This is a genomic window from Moorena sp., assembly GCF_982860115.1.
Window position 1 is genome coordinate 18,824 of record NZ_CEYLVT010000026.1, and the last position, 20,699, is coordinate 39,522.

A 20,699-nucleotide genomic window follows, 5' to 3' on the forward strand; every position below is an offset into this window, starting at 1 on the left:
TATCAATGGCTAACTATCAATGGCTAATCAAACCTTTGGACTAGACAACCAGCTTTACGACTACTTAAAATCTGTTTCTGTAAGAGAGCCAGACGTTTTGACCCAGCTGAGGCTCGAAACAGCACAGCATTCCATGGCTATGATGCAAATAGCTCCTGAACAGGGGCAGTTTATGGCCTTACTAGTGCAGTTGATGGGAGCTAAGAAAACTCTAGAGGTGGGGGTATTTACAGGCTATAGTGCTTTAGCTGTAGCCTTAGCTTTGCCACCAGAGGGCAAGGTGGTTGCCTGTGATATCAGTGAGGAGTATACTGCGATCGCACGTCGCTATTGGCAACAAGCTGGAGTAGCTGACAAAATTGACCTGCAAATTGCCCCAGCACTGGACACTCTGGAGCGGTTGGTGGAAGAGGGACAGGCAGGTACCTTTGATTTTGCCTTCATTGATGCTGATAAACGGAACTACGAAAACTACTACGAGCAGGCACTGAAACTGGTGCGTAATGGTGGACTTATTGCTGTGGATAATGTCCTCTGGTCGGGGCGAGTAGCAGATCCTGAGGTAGTCGATAACAGAACTGAGGCAATTCGAGCATTTAATCAAAAGCTCTCTCAAGACCAACGGGTAACCCTTAGTTTGGTACCGATTGCTGATGGATTGACCCTAGCTCTAAAAAAGTAAGAAGCTATCAGCTATCAGTGATCAGCTATCAGCTATCAGCTATCAGCTATCAGCTATCAGCTATCAGCTTATGGGCGCTTGGGCAAGCTAAACCGAACAGCTTTTGAATCAAACAGTTAAGCATCTGTTGAATCTCAGTTCAGTCTGCTGACGGCTGACCGCTGACGGCTGACCACTTAAGTCTATGCTTCCTTGCTAAAATCATCAAAACAGTAAGGGCAACAAATACCTTTGATATATTTAGGGGAATTGAGATCAGCTTGGGAAATTGGATTTCCACAACCGTAGCACATATGGTAGGTTCCAGCTTCCAACCTGTGCTTTAGAGCAATCCGTTGATCGAAAACAAAGCACTCCCCCTGCCATAAACTTTCGTCTTCTGGGACTTGTTCTAAATACTTGAGAATGCCACCTTTGAGATGATAGACCTGTTTAAAACCCTGACTCAACATAAACGATGAGGCTTTTTCACAGCGAATACCCCCTGTACAAAACAGGGCTACTTTTTTGTCTTTGGTGGAATCGAGGTGGTGGCGAACATAATCAGGGAATTGTCGGAATGACTCAGTATCGGGATTTTGCGCACCTTTGAAGGTTCCGATATTGATTTCATAGGTATTGCGAGTATCAATCAGCACTACGTCTGGATCGGAAATTAGAGCATTCCAGTCCTGGGGGTTAACATAGGTACCTACCTGCTGATTGGGGTCAACCTCTGGCAAACCGATGGTAACAATTTCTTTCTTTAACCGGACTTTCAGGCGGTTGAATGGGGGAGAGTCGGTGTAAGATTCTTTATGCTCTAAGTCGGCCAGACGGGGATCGGAACGGAGAAAGGCTAGGACTGAATCAATGGCTTGACGGGAGCCTGCGATGGTGCTGTTAATGCCTTCTGCTGCGAGGAGAATGGTTCCTGTGATGCCTTGAGCTTGACAATGGGCTAGTAAGGAGGGTCGTTTATCGGCAAAGTCTGGCAATCTGACAAATTTGTAAAATGTTGCTACTACCTGGGTCATGATCCGGTTAAGGGGTGAAAATAGTGCTGAGTTTTGAGTCCTGAGTCGGAAAGTGCCTCACTATTTACTATATTGGCGTATGGTAAGACCCCGCATTAACCTCCTATGGTCATAGTACTGTTGCGATGTCTATGGGAAAATTTTTTGGCTATCTTGCTTGACTTTCCAGTTGGATGTTGTATAATAACAAAAGTGCGGTTAAGACACTAAGCTTGATTTAGCTTAAGCTGTATTGGCCTGGGGGTATAGCTCAGTTGGTAGAGCGCCTGCTTTGCAAGCAGGATGTCAGCGGTTCGAGTCCGCTTACCTCCACTAGTTAAATCTAATGGTAACTTGGTGACTAGGGTCGGGTTCCTGAATCAAACGAATTGATCGGGCATCCTGCCCGCTCGAAAAAATCCTGCCCGCTCCAAAAAATCCCACCCGCTCCAAAAAATCCCAGAACAGGCAAGATGCCTATTCCACAGGTGCGACCAGTCAGGCTTTGCGAACGCTTTTTTGTGTCTAGTTTACATGACTAATAACTAATGACTACTAACTTTTATTCCATTCAGAAATTGATTTCTAAAAAATAGACGATATAGTTCACAGCTAGCTGTGGCTCGATTACCCTGAATTTTTATCAAACCCAAGCTTTCCAATTTATAGGCAGTGAGCGCTTCTAATTCCACACTTTCTGTCGCCATGACTACTTCCTTAAAAGCAGCAACTAGGTCAGGATGGGGTAACAAAGCGGCTAAATAGTAACGCAAATAGTTACTATAAATTCCAGCTTGAGTTGGGGCTTCATCTAGTAATTTTTCTAAGCTAACATCCTGTTTGCTAAGATGATACAGGGCAAGACGAATTAAACTGGGACAACGACCTACCATAGTCACTAAAGGATCAAGACGTTTGATGGCTTGGTCACCTTTTGACCAATTCAAACCATGACGCTGGGCTAAGTCTAGCACCTGCTCATTGGTAAATTCTGGGAGTTTAATGGCTAGGCCAACATTAAAGGGAGACTGATTAAGTTTTAGTGGCACATATACATCGGTAGCATGAGCTATCACCCATCTTACCTTTTGCCAAATTTCCAGTTCCCTAGCATCCTCATACCAAGAGCGTAGCAAAGACAGAAAATCCCTAGAAAGTTCTGGATACTCAAAAATTTGATTAACTTCATCTAAAGCAATAACAATTGGCCTATCGACTTCCTCTAGCAAATAGTCTTCAAAGTAAGTGGTGCAACTGACCTTAGAGCCAATGTCAGAATCCCAATAGTGATCGAGTTGAAGCGATAAACCCAATTGCCGACTGACGTTAGCACAAAACCAACGTAAGAACTTATCCAGGTTAGTGAAAACTTGGGAATCAGCTCGGTGTAAACTTAAAGTAACAGTACGAAAGCCCTGCTTCTTGGCATAAGCTACAATCCTTCGCACTAGGGAAGTCTTTCCTTTCTGTCTGGGGCCTTTAATATGAATCAGGCTACCTGGTTTCCTAACTTCTGCGTAGGTTAGCGCTTCAATAGGAGGACGTTCGATATATAAATTGGAGTTTAGTGGTACCGGACCACTGGGAAAATCTAGCTCTGGTACCAGAGCAGGGTATAGGGAATTACCGAAGCTGGTTTTTATCCTGTCGTGATAGCCATAAATCCCTAGAGAGGATAGCTGAGCTCGGGAGTACCGCCTCAAAACTGAGCGGACATTACTTTTGGTAACTTTTTGTTTGAGAGCCACAGAGAGACGTTGCCAAAGTTTGAATCCTACATCTCTAATGTAACTATGCTCATACCCGCAGCTTTCCGCAATCTCAGCGTAAGTCTTACCTTCCCAAACTTCACAGAAGACGGTCTCTTGAAGGTTACTGAAGGAGTAATCGGGCAAAATTGTGTCCAAAACAGCTAGGGCTTCGTCTGCCATCATTGACTAGGTTGAAAGCCAACACACCAAACACTAGCTTTACTTTGACATAGAATTGCCAAAATTTCCGTGCAATCAAGCAATTTTTTCCAATTTTTTACGACTATTACCACCAGATGGCCCAGTCAAATCTAGGTAAAATTCCCAATTTTTTCAGGCAGACAATTTCCATAGGTCTTTTTTAAAATCAACTCAACGTTGTTTAAGTCTGGTATACCAAGACGATTGAGTGATGAAAAAACAAGTTTTCGGAGCAGTTTCAGCCCTAGCATTCGCCGCATCTGTGCTGCCTATAGCCATCCCTAGTCTGGTACCAGCGGCTCAGGCTCAAGCCGGTTTTGTACCGAATGCTCCCTATGTTGCCAGCGCTGGAATTGCTGGAGCTGCAGGGGATAGGCATTTTATTACCGTTGCTGTGGCTGCGTTTCCAATAAATGCTGTTGTGATTGAATGTACCAATCTGGCTGGTGTTCGTAAAGCAACGGTTACTAATCAGTTTGGTGAGAGAGTGGCAGCAACCACAGCAGTGTCTAAGAGTCCTGAAGGTGGTATGGCTCTTACAGTGACCTTGAATAAACCGGTCAAACCAGGCAATGTCCTGCGCATTGTGATGGATGGGGTAGAACAAAATCGAGAAGGGGGAGCGATGCTTTATCGAGTGTCTGCTCTGACCGACAATATATCCTATCCATTTCCTGTGGGTACGGCAATGTTGCTGGAGCCGGTCTTGAATGACTAGAGTCAATAGGGTTGAACGCGATGGACTTCGTCCCGCTTTGCTGCGATCGCAGCAAAGCGATCGCGTGGCCAATAGGCCAAGGTTGAATGTAACCTAATGCGCGTAGCGCAATCGGTACTTTTAGGTGCGACCCGTGGCGAATTTAATTCTTAATGGTAAGAGCGCACCTTTGAATAACAGGACTTACGCACACAATCCATGGGTAGGGTGGGCAAAACCTTGCCCACCCTACAGGTAGCTTGATTCCGGTGAGGAACAGCCACGCTGAGTCGATGAGTGAAGAATCCCCGCGTCTAATGACCGGGGAGTGTCAAGACTCTTACCAGCAGATGGCTCACTCCAATCTAGGTAAAATTCCCGATTTTTTCAGCGGTTAGACTTCTATAAAGTCAGCATTCGTTAGTAAACCATTAGAATCAACATAAGCAATGACCTCTGTTGAACCTAAGCTGATTTGAGTACCGTTGATAATAGAAACACCGGATACTGTGCCTGTGTATGAGCTTAAGGTGTAATTGGATAATGACCCGGAAATCTGGATTCTGTCTGAGGTAGATTCACCAATGAAATGATATCTGTCGAAATTGTCAATGACAGCATAATCTACACTAGAACTACCGTTGTAATAGACATAGTTTTGGACGCCTAGGATAATCAAATCAGTAGTAAGATCGCTAGCACCACCAGGATCAAGGATATCAATTTCACCAATACCGAAATACTGATTGTCAGTACCGTTAAGGGTATCTGAGCCCGAACCTCCAAGTAAGGTGTCGTTACCTTTATTACCCATCAGGTAGTCATTGTTAGAATCACCAACTAGGTAGTCGTTACCATTTCCGCCAAGTATAACGTCATCGCCAGACATTCCCCTAAGGTAGTTGTTAGAATCGTTACCAAATATGAAGTTGTCGAGACTGTTACCGTAACCGTAGTAAGCACTGCCAGTCAGCCACAATTGTTCTAGGTTGTCTCCTAGGGTGTAGCTGCTGGAGGAGTTAACGGTATCAATACCCTCATTGAAGTTTTCGATCACTACATCCGTAGTGCTATCAACTATATAAGTATCATTACCTATGCCACCATACATCGAGTCACTCTCCAAGCCTGTACCGCCATCCAGGTAGTCGTTACCTGAGTCGCCAACAAGGGTATCGTTGCCGTCATCGCCAACTAAGGTGTCATTCCCAGACTTCCCCCAAAGGTAGTTGTTAGCATTGTTACCAGTGATGATGTTGTTAAGACTATTACCGTAGCCGTAGTAAGCACTGCCAACCAAAGTCAAATTTTCTAGGTTGTTTCCTAGGGTGTAGCTGATGGTGGAGTAAACTGTATCAATACCCTCATTTAAGTATTCTGTCACTACATCCTGAGTGTTATCAACCGCATAAGTATCATTACCTGTACCACCATACATCAAGTCAACGTCTGTACCACCATCTAGGTAGTCGTTGCCACCGTAACCATAGAGAGTGTCGTTACCTTTTCCACCATATATCGAGTCATTGTCTGTACCCACCGCATCGTATGTACCACCATATAGAGCGTCGTTACCACCGTAACCATAGAGAGTATCGTTACCACCGTAACCAAACAAAGCGTCGTAATCAGAGCCACCAATAAGGAGGTTGTTTAAGTTGTCACCAGAGTAAACTGCCATGTCATCTGCTCCTGATAGTAAAGTTTTTTAATTTAGGTAGAAGTAGTTCTGCTTGATGAGTTACAGAACTCTATGACAGGTTTTGCCATTAAGAGCATGCTGTTTTTACTTGCCCTATAAACTTATTACTAGTAATCCGGATTTTTACGCAAAACTCTAAAATTCCAACAATAAGCACCTAAACAAAATTAATTTCCTACTACGAATCTCTGTAACCCTTACATCGTAATGCTTTGAGTTTTGCAAAATGTGTAATTAATTTTGTGCACCTGCTTACCTAATTAACTGCGAAGGTTCAAACAGCTGGTTGACTGACAAAACATTTCAGATTGACTGCTCAATAAAGGTTTCAGCACTTTCCGAACGAACCCTGCGAAGCTCTTTAGTGGCAAGGCTTGAAGGCAAATGATCAAGCTGAAAATCTTAAGCCCAACACGATCAATGCATAAGTGCATTTCCTGTAAGCTCTAGAATCCTTGTCTATAAAGAGTTTCAGGGTTTTGCTCGTAAACTTTTGTCAATCAACCAGGGTTAGACCTTGCACTATTAGTATTTTTATGATATTTACTACCTCAATTCTTCTGACCTATTCCCTCTTCCTTTAACTCAAGTTCCTTAATCCAAAGTCCCCGAATTTCTTTGTCTTTCGATATCTGACCCCAGTAGTCCAGGATGTTGTCAAAGAAGTTAAGCTAGCATCAACCAGATGGACAAGTTAAAGGAAAAGTTTTATATGGGAAGCGAAGGTAATCTGATCGATGCAGCTTGGCAAGCCCTGGAAGATTCGATTATCTCTTATCAAGGTAATCCGGTGGGCACAGTAGCCTCGAAAGACCCGGATATGGAAGCCCTGAATTATGACCAGTGCTTTACGCGGGATTTCGCGGTGTCGGCTATGGCATTGCTGATGAGGGGCAAGGCAGAAATTGTGCGCAATTTCTTGATCGAAACCCTAGGGCTTCAAAGCCGTGAAAAGCATATGGATTGCTTTAAGGCGGGTCAAGGATTGATGCCAGCAAGTTTTAAAGTAATACAGAAGAAGGAACAGGAGTATTTAGGGGCGGATTTTGGGGAACATGCGATCGCACGAGTTGCTCCAGTAGATTCTGGCTTATGGTGGTTGCTGATTTTAAGGGCTTATGTCAAGGCAAGTGGTGATCAAGCCCTTGCCCACCAGACACGGTTCCAACGGGGAATCAAATTAGTTCTAGATCTGTGTCTGACTAAGCGATTTGATTTGTTTCCCACCATGTTGGTGCCGGATGGTGCCTTCATGATTGACCGACGGATGGGAGTTGATGGATATCCGTTGGATATTCAAGCCCTATTCTACACTGCGTTGCAGGCGGCGAGTGAGTTATTGTTGCCAGAGGATGATTATGTTCCTGTGGTCAAGGAGCGCTTGGGTCATCTGACTTATCATATTCGGAATTACTATTGGTTGAATTTAGACCGCCTCAAGGAAATCTATCGCTACGATGTGGAAGAGTTCGGTGAAGCGGCAATCAATAAGTTTAATGTCTATGCTGACACTATTCCAGATTGGCTAATGCAATGGTTGCCAGATTCAGGGGGATATTTTGTGGGTAACCTTGGACCAGGACGGATGGATTTTCGCTTTTTTGCCCAAGGTAATTTAATGGCAATTATTACTTCCCTAGCTACTGAAGAACAATCCCAAGCCATTATGGACTTGATCGAGGAAAGGTGGGAGGATTTAGTGGGAGAAATGCCCATGAAAGTTTGTTTTCCGGCTTTGGAAGGTCGCGATTGGCAAATTATCACAGGTTGTGATCCCAAAAATACTCCTTGGTCTTACCATAATGCGGGGAATTGGCCTTTCTTGTTGTGGGAATTAGCAGCAGCAGCACAAAAAACTGGCAAATCTGAACTGGCTCGTAAAGCCTTAACCATTGCTTCCCAATGCCTGCTTAAGGATAACTGGCCAGAGTACTATGATGGTAAAAATGGTCGCCTGATTGGCAAGAAAGCCAGGAAATTTCAAACCTGGACAATTGCTGGATTATTAGCAGCACAACAGTTGATAGATAATCCGGAACATCTTAACTTAGTCAGTTTTGAGGACACTGCTGTGATGATTTGCTCTATGGATATTGCGGAAATTGTTGCTATGAACAAATAAATTTAAACTAATTTAAACTAACTTAAATTAACTTAAACTAATTTAAAATTGGTACTAACCAAGTACCAATTTTAAATTAACAATTGCAAAAACTACCAAGTACCAAGTACCAATGACTAATGACTAATGACTTGGGACGAGAAATTTGCGGTAATCTAGCCATAGCAGAATCACGGGAATGGCTACTTACCAATGGCATTGGAGGCTACGCATCAGGGACCATAGCTGGTCTAGTCACTCGACGTTATCATGGATTGCTGATTGCTGCTCTCAAGCCCCCCTTGAATCGTACCCTGCTGGTGACTAAGTTAGATGAAACGATTCAATATCATGACCAATCCTATCCCCTGTGCTCTAACCGTTGGGCAGATGGCACAGTAGACCCCCACGGGTATCAAACCCTTGAGTCCTTTCGGTTAGAGGGAACTATTCCGGTTTGGAGATTTGCTTGTGCCGATGCACTGCTAGAAAAGCAACTATGGATGCAACAGGGAGCCAATACAACCTATAGTCGCTACACCCTAGTGCGTGGTAGTAAACCAATTACATTATCTCTGAAAGCTTTCGTCAATTATCGAGATCACCATGGTAGTACCTATGGCGGGGATTGGCGGATGGAGATTACTCCGGTAAAAAGGGGAGTGTGGGTAACAGCATTTGAGGGGGCTGTTCCATTGTGCCTGTTGGCTGATCGGGGTGATATGTCCGTACACCACGATTGGAGCATAGGGTTTGATTTATCAGTGGAACGGTATCGTGGATTAAGCGGACGCGAAGATCATCTCCATGTCGCCACCTTTGAGACCCAGCTTAAGGTTGGGGAATCCCTGACTCTGGTAGTCAGCACTGAAGAACATCCTGAACTGGATGGCAACATAGCCTTAGACGCTCATTATCAATACGAGCAGCAGTTAATCAACCGTTGGGATGCTGCCCATGAGCTCAAAACTACCCCCAGTTGGATCCGACAATTAGTATGGGCGGCTGACCAATTTATAGTCAACCGCCCGTTAGCAGATGCACCTGATGATAAAACGATTATCGCAGGCTACCCTTGGTTTGGGGATTGGGGGCGAGATACCATGATTAGCTTGCCAGGATTGACTCTCTCCACCGGTCGTCCTGAGGTTGCTCGCACTATTCTCCGCACCTTTGCTCGTTATATCGATCAAGGGATGTTACCTAATCTCTTCCCAGATGTAGGAACGGAACCAGAATACAACACGGTGGATGCTACACTCTGGTATTTCGAGGCAATCCGTGCCTATTACGAAGCGACGCAAGATCAGGCGTTGATAGCGGAATTGTTTCCAATTCTAGAAGAGGTGATTGACTGGCATCGTCGCGGAACTCGCTACAGGATTCACTTGGATAACGATGGTTTAATTTATGCAGGAGAAGCGGGAGTTCAGCTGACTTGGATGGATGGCAAAATTGGGGATTGGGTGGTAACGCCTCGCGTCGGTAAGCCTGTAGAGATAAATGCCCTGTGGTACAACGCTTTGGGAGTCATGATCACCTTGGCTCAGACCTTGGGTAAACCCTGCCAAGAGTATGAGCAAATGGCACAGCAGACGGCAAGAGGCTTTCAGCGGTTCTGGAATAGCTCTCTAGGCTACTGCTATGATGTGCTGGATACCCAGTCTGGAGATGATGCGGCATTGCGACCTAATCAGATTTTTGCAGTATCATTACCAATGGGAAGGGGAAGCCATACACGGGGCACAAACCTTGCTCCCCTACTGGATAGAGAGCAACAGCGCAGTTTGGTGGATACGATTGCTCGAACTTTGTTGACTTCCTATGGATTGCGATCGCTTTCTCAAGATCATCCCCAATACAGTGGACACTACGGTGGCAATCCTGTTGAGCGAGACAGCGTTTATCACCAAGGCACCACTTGGGCTTGGTTAATCGGGCATTTTGTCCAAGCTCATTTACGTGTATATAACGATCCTACCACAGCCCTGACTTTTCTTGAACCTATGGCCAATCACCTCCAAGCTGCTTGTGTAGGGAGCATTAGTGAAATTTTTGACGGGGATGCCCCCATGACCCCACGAGGATGTTTTGCCCAAGCTTGGAGTGTAGCAGAAGTGCTTCGTGCTTGGCTACTAATCTCAAATTGGAATAATTACCCATAAGTGAACGGCTACAGGGGAATACGGCGACACCTGACAGGGGTAGGTTTTTTAGATTTAGGGCGGGAGTCGGGAGTCGGGATAGGAAATTTGAGTGTACCTCCTAATCATTGATGATTGATATTAATTAATAATTATTAATTTGTAATGGCTAATTAGTAACTGATCAAACTATACTTGATTGCATTCAGACCTTAAACCAAATAACAACTAACCTTAAACCTTAAACTAACTAACCTTGGCCTTTGGCCACGCTACGCGAACAACCTGAAACTAACTAACCTTAAACCAAATAACAACTAAGCTAAAAATTTTAAAAGCGATGCAGCTGTTCTGAGTTATGACTGAAGAACATCAAAGACTCGAAGAAGCTCGAAATCACATTATCCACTGGAAACGCTGGGGGCCTTACCTAAGTGAGCGACAGTGGGGAACAGTACGGGAAGACTATAGCCCGGATGGACAAGCGTGGGATTATTTTACCCATGACCAGGCGCGATCGCGTACTTACCGTTGGGGCGAAGATGGTATTTTGGGTATTTGTGATGATCAACAGTATTTGTGTTTTGCCCTAGCGTTATGGAACGGCAAAGACCCGATCCTTAAAGAACGGATTTATGGTTTAACGGGCACTGAAGGTAATCACGGGGAAGATGTTAAAGAGTATTATTTCTATCTAGATAGTACTCCTACCCACTCCTACATGAAAGGCTTGTACAAATATCCCCAAGCTGAGTTTCCCTATAGTTGGCTAGTCGAGGAAAACCAACGTCGGGGACCGCAAGCACCAGAGTTTGAACTGCTCGATACAGGGGTATTCCAGGAAAATCGTTACTATGATGTATTCCTAGAGTATGCCAAAGCCTCGGCGGAGCAAATTTTAATCCAAATTACTGCCATTAATCGAGGACCAGATCCTCAAACCCTCCATATCCTACCTACTCTCTGGTTCCGCAATACTTGGTCTTGGAATCCTAATGCTCCCAAACCCCTAATCAAGGTTGCTAAATCTGATCAGCAATTCAGTGTCCTGGAAGCCTCCCATCCCACATTAGGACAACGGTGGTTTTACTGTGAGGGTTCACCAGAATTATTAGTTACTGATAACGAAACCAATTATCAGCGATTGTTTGGGGTAGAAAATCAGTCTGCCTATGTTAAAGATGGCATTAACAACTATGTGGTTCAGGGTGACAATAATGCCGTCAATCCTAGCAAAGTCGGCACAAAAGTGGCTCCCCATTATGAATTTACTATTGGTGCTGGGGAGACTCAGGTGATTAAGCTGTGGCTGAGTGATGCTCCCAATATCCCCCAACCCTTTGGCAGTGAGTTTTCACGGATTATTGCCACCCGTCGCTCAGAAGCGGATCAGTTTTACCATGCGATCGCACCACCCGGAATCAATGATGATCAGCGTAATATTCAGCGTCAAGCCTTCGCAGGACTATTGTGGAGTAAACAGTATTACTACTACGATGTAGAAACCTGGCTCAAGGGTGACCCCAATCAACCGCCACCCCCACCAGAACGGCTCAAAGTCAGGAATCAGCAATGGAATCATCTCAACAATGCCGATATTGTTTCTATGCCTGATAAATGGGAATATCCCTGGTTTGCGGCATGGGATTTGGCATTCCACTGCATCCCCTTAGCAATGATTGATCCAGATTTTGCTAAGAATCAACTTGACTTAATGACGCGAGAGTGGTACATGCATCCCAATGGGCAAATTCCCGCCTATGAATGGAACTTTTCAGATGTTAATCCTCCCGTGCATGGGTGGGCAACCTGGCAAGTTTATCAGCTGGAAAAACAGTTCCATGGAACAAGCGATCGCCAGTTTTTAGAACGGGTCTTTCAAAAGCTTCTGCTTAACTTTACCTGGTGGGTTAACCGGAAAGATTTCGACGGTAACAATGTATTTGAAGGCGGGTTTTTAGGCTTAGACAATATTGGAGTATTTGACCGCAGTTCAGACCTTCCAAGCGGAGGGTATATTGAGCAATCCGATGGCACCAGCTGGATGGCAATGTACTGTCTTAATATGCTCACTATTGCCCTAGAATTAGCGTTAGAAAACCCTGTCTATGAAGACATGGCTACTAAGTTTTTTGAACACTTCCTCTACATTGCCGCTGCGATGAATAATATTGGGGAAGATGAGACGCAATTGTGGGATGAAGACGATGGCTTTTTCTATGATGTCCTATACTTACCTAATCGGGAACAGTTGCGCCTGAAAGTACGCTCCATGGTAGGGTTAATTCCTCTGTTTGCCGTCACTACTATAGAACCAGAGACACTCAATAAACTTCCGGGTTTTAAAAAACGATTGGAGTGGTTTATTCAACATCGCCCTGATCTCAAACGCAATGTTGCTTGTATGGAAACTAAGGGAGTAGGGGCAAAGCGGATGCTTGCTCTATGTTATATGAATGTTGGGAAAGTGCTAGAAAGTGATAAATTCCGCCGCATTCTGAGCAAGTTATTGGATGAAAATGAGTTTTTAAGTGACTATGGTATCCGAGGCATTTCTAAGTTTCATAAGGATAATCCTTATCGATTTTATGTCAATGATCACGAACATCGTGTAGACTACGAACCTGCTGAATCTAGTAATGGGTTATTTGGGGGAAATTCTAACTGGCGTGGTCCGATTTGGATGCCCCTTAACTATCTTTTAATTGAATCGTTGCAAACCTTCCATTACTATTTAGGAGATACCTTTAAAGTGGAATGCCCGACAGGGTCAGGTAATCTGATGACCCTTGGAGAAGTTTCTGTAGAACTATCCCGGCGTCTGATTCGGATTTTTGAGAAAAATAAATCCAGTCATCGTCCTATTTATGGCAAAATTACTGAAGTTAAAACTGATCCGAATTGGCAAAATTTAATTTTATTCTATGAATATTTCCATGGCGATAGCGGCTTAGGAGTTGGAGCCAGCCACCAAACTGGTTGGACTGGATTAATTGCAAAACTGATCCAACAATGTGCTGACTGTAGTGAGTCTAAATGATTTCTGGACAATACTTTTATTTAAGACGTCAGTGGTAGGGTGCGTTATTAACCCATCCTACCGGTATAGTTATTACATAACTCTGGATCAATTAAGTAGGTGGGCATAAATAAACGTTAAATTATGCTACGGTACTATAGTGATATAAGAGCTCATTGTCTAACTATGAAAACATTAAGTAACTTCATTTGTGTGGTAGTAATTTTTGTATTATTTTTGTTGACTTTGCCTCAAAGCAATCTCGCATCATCATCTTGTCCAGTAGAAGGCCAAACCATGTCTAAGGTTGAACTCTATTTTGGTTTAAACATCCCTGGTGGCGGAAAAGTGGAACCTCTAGTATGGCAAAAGTTCCTTGATAATGTAATAAGCCCTCGATTTCCAGATGGGCTAAGCATTGACAAAATATCAGGACAATGGCGAGATGCTAAAACAGACAAGACAATACAGGAGGAGTCCCGTATGGTGATGATCCTTTATAAGCGCTCTGCAAAGGCAGAGGAAGCTATTGAAGATATCCGTGCCGCCTATAAGTCACAATTCCAACAAGACTCAGTTATGCGTCTTGATGAGATAAACTGTGTCTCATTTTGAATCGATGGTACATCTGGACACGATATAATTCATTGAAACCAGGGTAAGCGCAATAAAAAATTGCCCATAATGTGCATTGGGTGGATATCGGTTGATCGTGGCTCGAAACCCCTATAATCTAGTAGAACTGTACTCGCAATAGAATTAATTTGTTGAGAATGGCGCGGTTTTTTTATCAATAAGCCTAGGCTTATTGATTCTTGCGCTTACCCTGTCATTTAAACTTTGCTATTGTCAACGTCTATGTCAAGTTTCATTGCTAAAACAACAGATTGGTTGAATCGGATTCCAGGGCGTGGTTACTTATTGATCGCTATCCTAATTTTTGCAGCAGCGAATTCGGTCATTCGTAAGCTGACTGACCTGGGTGCAGATAATTTAATTGATGGTAGAAATCCTATTTCGTTCTGTAATGTTTTATTTGTTGGCAATCTCTGCGCGTTGCTAGGGTTGATTGCGATTTATGGACGACAGTGGAATTTTCGGGCCCTAAGACAACTCTCTGGAACAGATTGGTTAGGGTTACTGGGTGTCGCAGTTTTGTCAGGAGCACTGGCACCATCTTTGATATTTATCGCTCTTGAGCGCACTGCTGTTAATAATGTAGTGCTGATTGGACGCATTGAGCCTCCTCTTGCTTTGGCTTTGTCAGTTTTACTTCTCAAAGAACGGGTAAATCGTTGGGTGATAGCTGGTGCGATTGTTTCATTTATTGGTGTAATCCTGACTATTGTGCTTCAGCCTCCCCAGGAAAATATGATTAGTATGCCGGGAGGCTTTAGGATTGGTGTCGCTGAATTGATGGCAGCAGTAGGAGCGATCGCATTAGCAATTTCTACGATTATTAGTAAAGTCAAGCTACGCCAAATCCCTCTGGGAATCTTTACGGTGTTCAGAACCGCTACAGGTACGGTCATTTTCTTTGTTGTGGTGATTAAGTTATTTGGAGTAGGTCACTTTATGGATGCTTTTTCACCGTTTGTCTGGCAATGGATGATACTCTATGGGGCTGTGATTGTAGTAGGGGGTCAACTTTGTTGGTTTAAAGGTTTGAAGACTACTAGCGCATCCGATGTTTCTCTGGCCAGTTCCTTTAGTCCGGTAGCGGGCATTTTAGCAGCTTACTTGATTCTCTCAGAAGTACCAACAATAGCTCAGTATATTGGGGGTGCTGTAATTATTTGTGGCATTGTCCTAAATCAAATTGGTATTGCTCGCAAACTTCCTAAAACTGATACTCTAATTGTGAAAGAATCGATGAAAGAAATGGAAGTTGGGTTTACAGGGGTATAAGTTATGGTTAATTATAACAATAATGTTAATAAAAACAAAATTTAAACGTTGAATTAAACGTTATTAAACCTTGGATATGGGGGAATTTTAAACATTGGCTTACATCAGCATAACCACAGATCGATTGGAACTTATTGCCGGTACACCAGAACTGGTACAATCAGAAATGACTCCCTCACGGTTTACTGCTTTAATTGATGCTCACATTCCAAAAGCTTGGCCCCCAGAAGGCCATCATGCTGGCACTATGAAATTTACTGCACAACGGTTAAGGGAGGGTTCGGATCAGATTGGTTGGTGGTGCTGGTATTTTGTTCTTCTAGACAAGAGCAAAAATGAACGAAAATTAATCGGTATTGGTGGTTTTAAGGGACAAGCTACCCCGGATGGTATGGTAGAAATCGGCTATTCTGTGCTACCAGAGTTTCAAAGGGTTGGATACGCTACGGAAGCCGTTAACGCACTGATTAGTTGGGCATTTTCCCATGTCACAATTGAGGTAGTGATAGCAGAGACGTTACCGGAATTGATTTCATCTATCCGAGTTTTGGAAAAAAATGGATTTATTAAGATTGCTGGAGAGTCTAAACCTGGAGTGCTTAAATTTTTGCGATTAGCCCGAAGGGCTACGCTACGCGATGAAGCAAAGCTTCCGCCAAAGGCGATTAGCCCGAAGGGCTACGCTACGCGAACGCATCATAGTTTGGTAAATCTTTAGAAGTATTAACATGCTTATGTTAATAGTTATAGAGATGTCACTATGGAGATATCACTATGGAGATGTCAGCCAAATTTGCTGAAAGAGTTACCGAGCGCTTGATGGCTGGGATATTAACCTTTCCTGATTGGAAAGCTTGGGGAATTGTAGTTATCTTAATTATGATCTATGGTTTAATTGCTTTACCGATTGGTTTACGTAATGGCTTTCTGCAACTGGATCAGAACTTACTTACTATTGAGGAAACCCCATTATCTCCATTCTCAAAAGAAACTGATCATAATACCCCATTATCCCCCTTATTCAGGGAAACTGATGTAAGTGCTATTAATGTCAAAACCTCTTGGCATCCAGTGCTAAAAATTATGATAACTGCTCTGTTTACACCAGCAATAGCTGAGGAGACATTTTTCCGGGTTTTATTATTACCTCATCCCTCAGAAAACCCTTCATTAATTTCACTATCCGCTTGGTCTACAGTCAGTTTAGTCATTTTTATTATTTATCATCCGCTGAATGCTATCACCTTCTATCCGGCGGCACGGGAAACATTTTTTAAGCCTATGTTTCTCTTTCTAGCTGCGCTTTTGGGAATTATTTGTACTATTGCTTATCTTCAAAGTGGCTCCATCTGGACAGCTGTCGTCATTCACTGGTTGTTTGTTGTGATCTGGCTGATTGGCTTGGGTGGAAAAAAGAGACTTTTGTAACTTAAGCTATCAGCTATCAGCGTGTCGGCTATCAGCGTTTTTCATAACTATGAGGTACACATTTTTTTTTACCTATTGCCTATTGCCTTCCCCTCCTGGGAGGGGTTAGGGGTGGGTTGCCTATTGCCTATTGCCTATTGCCTTTGGTATAGCACTGATACACTCAAGACTTAGAGCAATTTCATGAACACTGAACTATTTGCGATTATTGCCCTATTTATCCTCGGCTTTGGTTTAATTTCTGGGCGCATTGAGAAAAGTGTGATTACTCCACCGATGGCTTTTGTTATCTTTGGAATTTTATTGAGTCCGCCATTGTTGGGTTTATTGAATCTGGAGGTAGAGCATGAGCTTGTTCGGATAATTGCTGAATTTACCTTGATTCTGGTTTTATTCACTGATGCTTCTCGGATTAATCTTAAACTGTTGCGTCGAGACTACAATTTACCGGTACGTCTGTTAGGTATTGGTCTACCGCTGACAATTATCCTAGGAACAATCTTGGCAGTACTGTTGCTTGGAGGTAGGTTAGAATTCTGGGAAGCAGCAGCCTTGGCAACAATTCTGGCTCCCACTGATGCGGCTTTAGGACAAGCGGTGGTCAGCAGCCCTCGTGTTCCAATTTGTATTCGTCAATCCCTCAATGTTGAAAGTGGTTTGAATGATGGTATTTGTTTACCGATTCTATTAATTTTCCTCTCCTTAGCTGGAACAATGGAAGGGACGGGAACAGCAAGCTTTTGGTTTCGCTTTGCTGCTATGCAAGTGATTCTCGGGCCAATCGTTGGGGTAGCAGTTGGCTATATTGGCGGTTGGTTGGTGTCACAGAGTGTTCGCTACAAGTGGATTACTCATAGTTTTGAAGATTTATCGGTATTAGGACTGTCCTTATGTGCTTATGCGATCGCAGAATTAGTAGGGGGAAATGGTTTTATTGCGGCATTTTGTGCTGGCTTAACCCTAGGGAATACAGCTCCATCAATTTGTGATTGTTTGTATGAGTTTGGAGAAGCAGAGGGACAGTTGCTGGTGCTGCTGATTTTTATGATTTATGGGTCAATGATGGTGTTTCCTGCTCTCGATAGCGTCAATTGGCAGATGGTATTGTACGCTGTTGCTACTCTGACCATTGCTCGGATGGTAGGGGTTGCTATTAGTGTGATTGGTATGAAGTTGCGTTGGTATACTATTTTATTTCTGGGCTGGTTTGGACCGAGGGGAGTGGCTTCAATATTGTATGGTTTACTAATTTTAGAGGGGGATGGAATTCAGGGTAGTGAAGTGATGTTTAGCACTATGGTAGTAACTGTATTGATTAGTGTTTTTGCTCATGGTTTAACGGCGTTTCCAGGAGCTAACTGGTATGGTAAGCGCATGGCAAGATTTAAAGCTACCCATGAGATCCCAGAATTGATGCCACGGTCGGAAATGCCTGTTCGTTTGTCTTGGCGCAAATGATAGGTTTTAGGGAGTAGGGAGTAGGGAGTAGGGAGTCGGCAATAGTTTGGGACTTTTGCAAGAGGTCTTTTGAGTAGACTACCAAATCTAACAGTAGCGGATTTATTGTAGCCCTTGATAAGCACCAAAATCAGCTCAAAAACCTTAACTATTATTTGGAACAGGATAAAGATTATTAAAGATTATTAAACCTTAAACCAAATAACATTGGCCTTTTGGCCTTTAGGCCACGCTACGCGAACGGCCACCCTACGCGAAAAACCTTTTATATCACAAAATTACTAGCATCATGGAGCTCAAAAACATCAACATCTTCGAGAACGATAAATATCTGACTTCCATCTGAGTTAGTATTTAAAGAAGGAAACGGAAATTCCTGTTCTAATTCCCTGAAAACCCCTTGATAATTGCTGTCATCAGAGCCATCTTGGTCAAACAAAACAACAGCATAATTATCCTGTGAAGCAAAACTCAGAAAGCCCTGATTAATCGCATCCGCATAATTAGCAACTGTAATTCCGCTATTATTAAATAACTCAGTAAGAACAATTTTGTCACTTCCCACTTCAAAGTCGGTGATCTGATCGCCAGCATCTCGCTGTGAGGTGTACACAAACTGATCATTACCACCACCACCAGTGAGCAAATCTCGACCTTGGAAACCAGTGATAATGTCATTGTTATCAGTACCAGTCATCTTATCACTACCTGCGGTGCCATTGATAATAGTTGGTTCAGGTAAGGTCAAGGGAGCCAAAATTGCGTCATAGTCGCTAGCTTCCTCAGCAAACTCACTGTTGACATCGACAATTGCTAACGTTTCCATATTCGTTATCTCTGGCTGTAGGTTACCGGATGTAGCACTAATTGGTTCAGTAGACTGGAGTTCAAAGTTACCGAAACTGTAGCTAAGTACCCCTGTTACAGTACCGAGCTCGTCACCGACATTAACTATAGGAGAGGTGCCATTCAATAGAGTGTCATCAATCTGAATTCGTTTTGGATTGAAGTCACCGTCACTAATAGCAATGTCATCACCTGGAACCGCCCAAATTTCACCAAAGCTATTGGTGGCAGAAACCGCTACAGCATTATTGATTTGCACCCGCATCCCTTCTAGGCTTTCGTAGAAGTCAGTTAAATCATCATCATCAATAATTTCTGTAGGTAGTGTACGGTCTTCACCGATAACCACTGCAGTAGGTAAAGGGTTGTTCGATGATAAGACCCTAATATTAGTCAGGTTAGTAATTTGAGTCAGTGTTAAGTCATTGGAACGGTTACTAGGCCGAAATTCTTCTATATCACCACTCACTTGCACCTCGTCACCGATGCTGACCGTAGGAGTAGAATCGGTAAAAACAAAAATTCCATCTGAGGTGGCATCATTATTATCTCCATCAGGGTCTTGTAGGTAGAAGCCGTTGCTCGCTACCCCAGTCACAATACCTGTAGTGGCGACAGACTGACCAACAAATGGTGAGATATGACCTTGACCTTGGATGTCGTATATGGAACGTATGATTAGATTTGTCATATAGCTATCTTTCTGTTTACAACTAACTAGTAATCTCAGGGTGTTGTCTTGGCTTTCAAACCAACGAATCTTTAGCTATTAGCTATAATTTCAGCGGTCACCTATCAGCATTCAGTGAATGTATGCAATCCCTGATTAATAAACAGACTATAAAATTTATTTATATAGTCTGTATAGATGTTATTTATACTATCTATACAGAGGCTTTTTTTCGTTATGAATGCTTGTTATAATTACGTATATTGGATCGTTTATGTTGAATTTATTCAAGCAGAAATATATTTTTTTAAATGGAAATGCTATTTGACTAAATTTTAAACATAAAAAAATGAAGAAAGTATTCACTTATGATGGTACTTTATTTTTGTTGATATTTTGGGATTAATTGGCTGTTTGACTAGACTTTTATTTATCTAGCAAGACTTTTAAAAAAATTAATTGAATCAGGAAGGTATAGCAGTTGACAAGTTACCTTTAAATGGTTAAAAAGATACACTCTAGCTGTAAGAATTCAGCGATCAGCTTCTGACCAGTCAGCTTAAGGATTCAGCCGTGAGCTTATTTTATTCAAAAGCACCGATCTAGTAGCACCATCTTTACCGCATAAAATGTTGGCCGAGCCTGCCCTACGGCCAATAGCTGATACGCGACACGCTGATAGCACCTCAAGTAGCGTGCGCTTCGCGCATATGCTTACCAGTTAGCTTTTAAATCAAGACAAACAAGGCATTTAGCCCTGGGACGAGTACATGAGGTGCGACCCGTGATTATGGAAAACCCTCAAGAAGCTGAACGCTGACCGCTTAATGCTTACAGTTGGTATCAATCAGATAGACTCTTTCCAAACCTCTCCAACAGTTCTTGACGGGATAGGTTAAGGAGCACCTGAATACGCTCTGTGATCGGCAACTGCATCAAAGGCTCAATCGTCTGGGATAACTCGAGATCAACAGTGCCAAACCGGCCTGCCAGTAGATTCTCCACCATCAGGCGCTGTCCCTCTAAATTACCTTGTTCCCGGCCTTGTTCCCGGCCTTGTTCCCGGCCTTGTTCCCGGCCTTGTTCCCGGCCTTGTT

At 43.2% G+C, this 20,699-nt stretch carries 15 protein-coding genes, 1 tRNA gene and 1 pseudogene; 12 read left to right on the top strand and 5 right to left on the bottom strand.

Annotated elements, in window-relative coordinates; genetic code table 11:
- Positions 1–19 precede the first annotated feature (19 nt).
- Positions 20–682 (top strand): class I SAM-dependent methyltransferase, encoded by a 663-nt coding sequence (locus tag AC4II3_RS07160; RefSeq protein WP_488006476.1) that lies wholly within the window; start codon positions 20–22, stop codon positions 680–682.
- Positions 683–864: 182 nt separating this feature from the next.
- On the opposite strand, the gene trhO is transcribed toward AC4II3_RS07160, so the two are convergent.
- Positions 865–1,698, bottom strand: a complete 834-nt coding sequence (gene trhO, locus AC4II3_RS07165) for an oxygen-dependent tRNA uridine(34) hydroxylase TrhO (RefSeq protein WP_488006478.1) — start codon at positions 1,696–1,698, stop codon at positions 865–867.
- A 239-nt stretch (positions 1,699–1,937) separates the two neighbouring features.
- On the opposite strand from trhO, the gene AC4II3_RS07170 reads away from it, so the two are divergent.
- Positions 1,938–2,010: transfer RNA gene (locus AC4II3_RS07170), tRNA-Ala, on the top strand.
- 212 nt (positions 2,011–2,222) lie between these two features.
- Here AC4II3_RS07170 and AC4II3_RS07175 read toward each other — a convergent pair.
- Positions 2,223–3,611: an AAA-like domain-containing protein gene (locus AC4II3_RS07175; protein ID WP_488006480.1), complete on the bottom strand. Its 1,389-nt coding sequence runs from the start codon at positions 3,609–3,611 to the stop codon at positions 2,223–2,225.
- 229 nt (positions 3,612–3,840) lie between these two features.
- On the opposite strand from AC4II3_RS07175, the gene AC4II3_RS07180 reads away from it, so the two are divergent.
- On the top strand, positions 3,841–4,347 hold the full coding sequence (locus AC4II3_RS07180) for a hypothetical protein (protein ID WP_070393583.1): 507 nt from the start codon (positions 3,841–3,843) through the stop codon (positions 4,345–4,347).
- A gap of 248 nt (positions 4,348–4,595) precedes the next feature.
- Positions 4,596–4,724, top strand: a complete 129-nt coding sequence (locus tag AC4II3_RS07185) for a hypothetical protein (protein ID WP_488006482.1) — start codon at positions 4,596–4,598, stop codon at positions 4,722–4,724.
- Here the strand turns inward: AC4II3_RS07185 and AC4II3_RS07190 are convergent.
- Positions 4,721–6,007, bottom strand: coding sequence for a calcium-binding protein (locus AC4II3_RS07190; RefSeq protein WP_488006484.1), 1,287 nt, complete (start codon positions 6,005–6,007; stop codon positions 4,721–4,723). The two genes, AC4II3_RS07185 and AC4II3_RS07190, sit on opposite strands and share 4 nt — an antisense overlap.
- A 706-nt stretch (positions 6,008–6,713) precedes the next feature.
- Here AC4II3_RS07190 and AC4II3_RS07195 point away from each other — a divergent pair.
- The 8 genes from AC4II3_RS07195 (at position 6,714) to AC4II3_RS07230 (ending at position 18,086) form a co-directional block, all read left to right on the top strand.
- Positions 6,714–8,150: a glycoside hydrolase 100 family protein gene (locus AC4II3_RS07195; RefSeq protein WP_488006486.1), complete on the top strand. Its 1,437-nt coding sequence runs from the start codon at positions 6,714–6,716 to the stop codon at positions 8,148–8,150.
- 119 nt (positions 8,151–8,269) lie between these two features.
- Positions 8,270–10,294, top strand: a complete 2,025-nt coding sequence (locus tag AC4II3_RS07200) for an amylo-alpha-1,6-glucosidase (protein WP_488006488.1) — start codon at positions 8,270–8,272, stop codon at positions 10,292–10,294.
- Between the two features lie 337 nt (positions 10,295–10,631).
- Positions 10,632–13,313, top strand: a complete 2,682-nt coding sequence (locus tag AC4II3_RS07205; protein WP_488006490.1) for an MGH1-like glycoside hydrolase domain-containing protein — start codon at positions 10,632–10,634, stop codon at positions 13,311–13,313.
- Between the two features lie 165 nt (positions 13,314–13,478).
- The gene (locus AC4II3_RS07210) at positions 13,479–13,907 is read left to right on the top strand and encodes a DUF3574 domain-containing protein (protein WP_488006492.1); all 429 of its coding nucleotides are present in this window, start codon (positions 13,479–13,481) and stop codon (positions 13,905–13,907) included.
- Positions 13,908–14,150: 243 nt separating this feature from the next.
- Complete coding sequence (locus AC4II3_RS07215) at positions 14,151–15,200, top strand: DMT family transporter (RefSeq protein WP_488006494.1); 1,050 nt, start codon at positions 14,151–14,153, stop codon at positions 15,198–15,200.
- A 94-nt stretch (positions 15,201–15,294) separates the two neighbouring features.
- Positions 15,295–15,918 carry a GNAT family N-acetyltransferase gene (locus AC4II3_RS07220; protein WP_488006496.1) on the top strand — a complete coding sequence of 208 codons (624 nt, stop codon included), beginning with the start codon at positions 15,295–15,297 and terminating at the stop codon, positions 15,916–15,918.
- Positions 15,919–15,974: 56 nt separating this feature from the next.
- Entirely contained in the window at positions 15,975–16,628 is a 654-nt protein-coding gene (locus AC4II3_RS07225; protein WP_488006498.1) for a CPBP family glutamic-type intramembrane protease, read from the top strand.
- A gap of 183 nt (positions 16,629–16,811) precedes the next feature.
- Positions 16,812–18,086 carry a cation:proton antiporter gene (locus AC4II3_RS07230; protein WP_488006500.1) on the top strand — a complete coding sequence of 425 codons (1,275 nt, stop codon included), beginning with the start codon at positions 16,812–16,814 and terminating at the stop codon, positions 18,084–18,086.
- A gap of 265 nt (positions 18,087–18,351) precedes the next feature.
- Here the strand turns inward: AC4II3_RS07230 and AC4II3_RS07235 are convergent, their stop codons facing one another.
- Together AC4II3_RS07235 and AC4II3_RS07240 are read right to left on the bottom strand one after the other, a co-directional pair.
- A complete protein-coding gene (locus tag AC4II3_RS07235) occupies positions 18,352–19,623 on the bottom strand; it encodes a DUF8508 domain-containing protein (RefSeq protein WP_488006502.1) in 1,272 nt (423 codons plus the stop codon).
- Positions 19,624–20,445: 822 nt separating this feature from the next.
- Positions 20,446–20,699 (bottom strand): annotated as a pseudogene (locus tag AC4II3_RS07240) (hypothetical protein); the annotation flags it as partial.

Bases quoted from the DNA above. Each gene is read 5' to 3' on its own strand.
- AC4II3_RS07210 (WP_488006492.1), top strand. From the start codon at position 13,479: ATGAAAACATTAAGTAACTTCATTTGTGTGGTAGTAATTTTTGTATTA.
- AC4II3_RS07190 (WP_488006484.1), bottom strand. From the start codon at position 6,007: ATGGCAGTTTACTCTGGTGACAACTTAAACAACCTCCTTATTGGTGGC.
- AC4II3_RS07235 (WP_488006502.1), bottom strand. From the start codon at position 19,623: ATGACAAATCTAATCATACGTTCCATATACGACATCCAAGGTCAAGGT.
- AC4II3_RS07230 (WP_488006500.1), top strand. From the start codon at position 16,812: ATGAACACTGAACTATTTGCGATTATTGCCCTATTTATCCTCGGCTTT.
- AC4II3_RS07215 (WP_488006494.1), top strand. From the start codon at position 14,151: ATGTCAAGTTTCATTGCTAAAACAACAGATTGGTTGAATCGGATTCCA.
- AC4II3_RS07180 (WP_070393583.1), top strand. From the start codon at position 3,841: ATGAAAAAACAAGTTTTCGGAGCAGTTTCAGCCCTAGCATTCGCCGCA.
- AC4II3_RS07160 (WP_488006476.1), top strand. From the start codon at position 20: ATGGCTAATCAAACCTTTGGACTAGACAACCAGCTTTACGACTACTTA.
- AC4II3_RS07205 (WP_488006490.1), top strand. From the start codon at position 10,632: ATGACTGAAGAACATCAAAGACTCGAAGAAGCTCGAAATCACATTATC.
- AC4II3_RS07225 (WP_488006498.1), top strand. From the start codon at position 15,975: ATGGAGATGTCAGCCAAATTTGCTGAAAGAGTTACCGAGCGCTTGATG.
- trhO (WP_488006478.1), bottom strand. From the start codon at position 1,698: ATGACCCAGGTAGTAGCAACATTTTACAAATTTGTCAGATTGCCAGAC.
- AC4II3_RS07195 (WP_488006486.1), top strand. From the start codon at position 6,714: ATGGACAAGTTAAAGGAAAAGTTTTATATGGGAAGCGAAGGTAATCTG.
- AC4II3_RS07200 (WP_488006488.1), top strand. From the start codon at position 8,270: ATGACTAATGACTTGGGACGAGAAATTTGCGGTAATCTAGCCATAGCA.
- AC4II3_RS07175 (WP_488006480.1), bottom strand. From the start codon at position 3,611: ATGATGGCAGACGAAGCCCTAGCTGTTTTGGACACAATTTTGCCCGAT.